General features: G+C 36.4%; 6 protein-coding genes. 2 read left to right on the top strand and 4 right to left on the bottom strand.

Annotation, left to right across the window (positions count from 1 at the left end):
• Positions 1-345: 345 nt before the first annotated feature.
• From ACOI1D_RS20955 to ACOI1D_RS20965, 3 genes are all read right to left on the bottom strand, one after another.
• Positions 346-1275, bottom strand: a complete 930-nt coding sequence (locus ACOI1D_RS20955; RefSeq protein ID WP_422504075.1) for a nuclease-related domain-containing protein — start codon at positions 1273-1275, stop codon at positions 346-348.
• 173 nt (positions 1276-1448) lie between these two features.
• Positions 1449-1778, bottom strand: a complete 330-nt coding sequence (locus ACOI1D_RS20960; RefSeq protein WP_422504077.1) for a type II toxin-antitoxin system PemK/MazF family toxin — start codon at positions 1776-1778, stop codon at positions 1449-1451.
• Positions 1778-2050, bottom strand: a complete 273-nt coding sequence (locus ACOI1D_RS20965; RefSeq protein ID WP_422504078.1) for an AbrB/MazE/SpoVT family DNA-binding domain-containing protein — start codon at positions 2048-2050, stop codon at positions 1778-1780. Before ACOI1D_RS20965 ends, ACOI1D_RS20960 begins: the two co-directional genes overlap by 1 nt.
• Before the next feature lie 527 nt (positions 2051-2577).
• Here ACOI1D_RS20965 and ACOI1D_RS20970 point away from each other — a divergent pair.
• Positions 2578-3312, top strand: a complete 735-nt coding sequence (locus ACOI1D_RS20970; protein WP_422504079.1) for a glycerophosphodiester phosphodiesterase — start codon at positions 2578-2580, stop codon at positions 3310-3312.
• A gap of 180 nt (positions 3313-3492) precedes the next feature.
• Positions 3493-3903: a hypothetical protein gene (locus ACOI1D_RS20975; RefSeq protein WP_422504080.1), complete on the top strand. Its 411-nt coding sequence runs from the start codon at positions 3493-3495 to the stop codon at positions 3901-3903.
• 279 nt (positions 3904-4182) lie between these two features.
• Here ACOI1D_RS20975 and ACOI1D_RS20980 read toward each other — a convergent pair.
• Positions 4183-5077 (bottom strand): S-layer homology domain-containing protein (locus tag ACOI1D_RS20980; protein ID WP_422504081.1); only part of this gene is annotated, 895 nt, incomplete at its 5' end.

Here is a 5077-nt window from a genome sequence, read left to right on the forward strand (position 1 = left end):
TGTGCTAGCCCCCTCAAAATATCGTTCTACGATCTCTTTTTTAGTGTGATAGGAATGTTGATTTTTCTTAGATACCACTGCCTCATCCGTCCTTTCGTATTTTCCTATAACTAGGGTAACAGACTGCGCGGTTTTAGAGAATGTCTACTCTATAGGTACCTTAACACCGTGGTGCTCGATTTTGGCCTGATGGCGCTCGGTTTTCAACAATCGGTGTTCGATTGCTGACTAACCCACCTACCACCTTCAAATAAAAAACATAATTTTACCAAATGCCAACCACATTACCCCATTTCCGGGTTACCAACCTGCCTTTTAATTAACCTATTTCTGTTTAACCTATCCTTATTTAACCCATCTCTTGTTTTGATAGTTTAGGTTTGCCGCTTTTAATATGCGGGTGGCAGCATTTCTGGATTGCAGGCCAAGAAACTGCCTGCATTCCTGATTTGTTATCCAGGGTTTTACTAGTAAAAGATAATCTTGTAGTGTTTTCTTATGGGCGTCCTTTGATGTATGGTCACAATAACCGCAATTCCATCTACTATATTTTCGCCCCATACCAAGCTTTCCACAGCTTGGACACTGCACGCCACCAAGAATGTTGGTTGGTAGAATACCATATTCGTCATGGAGATCGAAATCAAATATCTGACACTCTTTCAAAATCTTTGCGCCAATTTTTCGATGCGGATGCTTTATCCCTTTTTCCAATCCATTTTCAATTTTGGTTATTTGGTGGGGAATTAGTTCACCATGCATGATTGTTTTTGTGATGTTAAAATCTTCGGGGATAATTTTTAGAATAGTAGTCTGGTCAGCTATTGCCACAAGTGGAAAGATTGGAATATCTACTATTTTATGGTGTGCTAGCCAATCAGTTAACTGAAGCTTATTTGTGGTGGCCTGGATGAATGGATTGCGGAAACTCTCTTCTATGCCGTTATGGGTACGGAGAAATTGATTTGCATTGAAGTTTAACAAAAGCGTTCCGGATAAATCTTTAATTTCGATGATATACATACTGTGCGGACTAATAATTAGGGAATCAATTTGAAAAGATGACCGTTTGTTGTGGAGATAAACATCGTGGAGGATTGTGAAGTCATCTTTCAGAAATGCTGTATAGCGATCTACTTTTAGTTCACCATTGTACCCTTTTTCCCTATATGCAAGATCCTTTTCCAGGCGATTGCTTTGGGGCATCGACAGTCTTGGTATGACAGCTTCTAACTTGGTGATTTCAGTGGGGGTTGTGCGTTGTTTAATTATCATATTCTTCTCCTCAAAATGGTAGTTTATTGTAGCGTAAAAAAGCGACCTCCTTTATGATTATTTGAAAATTATATCGTAATTTGAGTTAAATTGGCTGGAGTTTTTTTACATAAGAAAAACATAGGAGGTTTAGCTGAGGTTTCAACTTTGCAATGTTAAAAATAAATACTTACCTACTGGGAACCTTCTAAAGGCAAGATAGTATGAAGTAACTTGATGCATTTTTCTACTACTTCTAATGGTGCTTGTCCGATGATTTTTAAATTTCTTGATTTCCAGTCCATGCTTTTAATTTGATCTGTGAGGATAACCCCTTCAATTATCAATCCCTCTGGTAACTTAACCTCGAACGGATAGCCTTTGACCTTACTCGTTACAGGGCAGACTAGTGCAAATTTAGTTGCTTGATTAAAAGACTGGTCAGAAAGAACAATTGCAGGACGATGCCCTGATTGTGGATTAAAATTAAGATATACTAGGTCACCTTTACCAGGAATTTGCATTACAATAACTCATTCCCTTCTGAACCACCAAAATCAATTTCATCATGGCGATTATCCTCCGTTATTTGAGCCAGCAACTCTTCTAATGTTGGATCCTTTATCACAGGTTTTAACAAAATGCCTCTCTCTTCAACACATAACTCAAGCTCCGAACCATTAACAACACCAAATCTCTCTGCTACTTTTTGTGGAATACGAACACCAAGACTGTTACCCCACTTTTGAACTTTGGTGGTCATAGAAAACACTCCTTTATTATTGTTTATACTCATTATATCACCCCAACTTTAAATTGTATATACTTAGTGTATACATAGAGTTGTTAAATGATACATATTTTATCAAACCAGGAGGCTACATTTATTTAAGCTAAAAAAGCGCCACCGAATCTGATGACGATAAAATACAGATTAATGAGTTCCGGTTGTTTAAGGGCATTGGTGCGGATGTTAGTCAGGATAGCATGTTCAACATTCGTTATTTTCGAGCATCACCCTGGCGAAATCGAGCACCAAACTTGAGGCGCTCGATAATTTGTGGTAGGTGCTCGATTCCTGGCCGCAGTGCTCGATATCTGATGATCGGTGCTCGATTTCCCTCTACGCCAGCACACCTGCCATAGAAAGTAGTTGACTACCATAAGGCAACTACTTTTTTGTGTTAACCCCCATCATAAGGAACAAATTTACATAGCATTTACCTCAAATTAACACTACATTAATATGTTTGATTTATACTGATGGTGTGATAAACAATAGTTAAAATTTTTGGATAAAATAAAAAAGATTGGTGTGATTGGATGATATTAAATTTTGCACACAGGGGATCTTTAACAGAGGCACCAGAGAATACACTGCCAGCAATGGAAATGGCTATCAAACATAAAGCTAAAGCGGTCGAGTTAGATGTTCAACTTACAAAAGACAACCATTTGATAGTAATACACGATCAAAACTTATCAGCCTATACCAATCAAGCAAAAGGGTTGATTAAGGATTACACACTTGATGCAATTAAGAAAATAGACATTGGTTCTACCTTTTCAACAGAATACAAAGGCGTTACTTTTGCTACACTGGATGAAATTTTGGAGTTGATACCACAAGGTGTTATTATAAATATTGAAATTAAAAATAGTCCAACTGCATATTCTGGGATTGAACAATTACTGGTTTCATGCCTGCAACAACATAATCGTCTAGAAAATGTTTTGATTTCTTCATTTGACTATTCAGCACTTGAAAAAGTTCAAAAAGCAGCTCCCAATCTTAAACTAGGACTGCTAATAAATAGACGAATCCGTAAAGCATGGCGATTCATCAGAAGTTCTGGCTTATCTATTTCCAGCATTCATCCAAATGCCAGGTACACAAATAGAAAACTAATCGAGGAATCTCATAGACTCGGATATAAAGTGTACCCATATACTGTAAATAGTCTTGAATCATATAACCACCTGCTCAAATTAGGAGTTGATGGCGTCTTTTCAAATAACCCTGCAATATTTTCACAGCACCTTGCTGAGATTTGCTAATAGTCAATTTATGTCCTATATGAATAAGAACATTACGCGTATGAAAGAAGTAGTTTCTGTTCCTTTTATCTGGACCTTACTTCCTTTAAGTTCGCTTATTTTTTTTGATAATTATAAGACTTTTGTTTTCGGTGAAACTTCAGAAGTTTTTATTTCGTCTATTTTAAAAGGAGGGATAATTTGTTTAAAAAAATACTGCTTGTTTTAATAACTGCTTTGATTCTTGGGGCTTGTAATCAAAAAGATGCGGAACCAACCACTGCTATTACTTTAGAAGAAGTAATAACTTCCATAAGTGACCAGGGATTAACATTAGAGGAAGTTGACTTGCCAGAAAATAACGCGTTTATCCAGGATTTAAATGGGGTTTCACCAACTTTTTATTCATTAAAAGGCACACCATTATCCATTTATATCTTTCAAACAGTCAATGATCGAAAGGAAGGAATTGAAGAGTTCGAAAAATCCACTGAAACAGGTGAGTTGGAACGATTTAATACCTTCACTATTAAGAACGTACTGATCTTTTATGTTGAAGGTGAAAAAGTGACAAATAAGAAATTAACCTCTGCAGTTAGTGAGCTAAATTAAACACAGATTTGATTGGTCCTCTGGTTAAATTTCAAACTCGTTTAAATATCTCATTGATGAATAGAAAAGCATTGGTAGCATGTTTTTTATCCGTGGGTGCTCCAGGGAGTAATAATCAATAAAAATAAGTTTGAAAACTTGGCTTATCGCCAAGCCTTAATGGCGAAAACCTTAGTTGCACTTATGCAGTAAGGAAAGTTTCTATACTTTCCTTACTGCATACAAAAAATCGTCACTAAATATTATTTAATGACGATTTAAGTTAGTCAAAAAGCTGTGTTAATTTATTTCATTTATTTCTTTACTAACTGTCTCAATTCCTCTAACAACTGCTAGATAGCGCATATGATCTGTGTTTTCCTTTGCCTTTTGAAGAAAACTGACATAAAGAGATATTGCATGTTCAAACTCTGAATTATCAATATCCAGAGATGTTAACGTAGTTATTTTTACTTCAATATCCTTTTCAATTGCAGTCCATTGTTCAGAAGTTGGATAATGGTGCGCTTCAATCCCTCTAATGGAGTCACTGGACATTTTACTGAACGCAGAACGGATTTCTTCAGCATTAATGTGGCTATTCACGTATCGGTCAATTTCATCTAAATCATACGTCCAATGAACAGGGTATTTTCCTTCAACATAATCATCACCAGATAAAGTGACTATGTGTATAGTTTTTACAGGGGTCATTTTGAATTCATCATTTAATGCTCTAGCTGTCATAACAGAAAACTCAGCACGAGTGATGTCGCTTTCTGGATTAAAGTCTCCATTTCCTTCACCAACACTGATACCTTTTGCTGCTATTCTATTAATATAGCTTTTTGCCCAACTGTTTGAAATGTCGTAAAAGTAATTATCACTTACTTCTTCCAATTCAAAAGCAACTGAAACAATTTTTGCCATTTCTTCTCTCGTTAATGTACCATCAGGGTCAAACTTCCCATTCGGATAGCCATTGATATATCCAGCTTTTGCTGCAGCCTGCACTGCTCCGTAGTAGTATGCAGATTCAACTACATCTGGAAAAAGTGGACTTTCAGGTACATTTTCGGTATCAAGATTTTTCGCTCTTGCCAATATTAAAGCAGCGTCTGCACGTTTGATTTTAGCAGACACCCCAAAAGAGTCACTCGTTTGGCCTTTCACTATTTCATGTTCATACAAATAT

It is taken from the genome of Virgibacillus sp. DJP39, from assembly GCF_049310925.1.
Classification (GTDB): Bacteria; Bacillota; Bacilli; order Bacillales; family Amphibacillaceae; genus Virgibacillus_F.

What these genes read in the sequence shown, in the direction of transcription:
- ACOI1D_RS20970 (WP_422504079.1), top strand. Translation starts at nt 2,578, where the DNA reads ATGATATTAAATTTTGCACACAGGGGATCTTTAACAGAGGCACCAGAG.
- ACOI1D_RS20965 (WP_422504078.1), bottom strand. Translation starts at nt 2,050, where the DNA reads ATGAGTATAAACAATAATAAAGGAGTGTTTTCTATGACCACCAAAGTT.
- ACOI1D_RS20955 (WP_422504075.1), bottom strand. Translation starts at nt 1,275, where the DNA reads ATGATAATTAAACAACGCACAACCCCCACTGAAATCACCAAGTTAGAA.
- ACOI1D_RS20960 (WP_422504077.1), bottom strand. Translation starts at nt 1,778, where the DNA reads ATGCAAATTCCTGGTAAAGGTGACCTAGTATATCTTAATTTTAATCCA.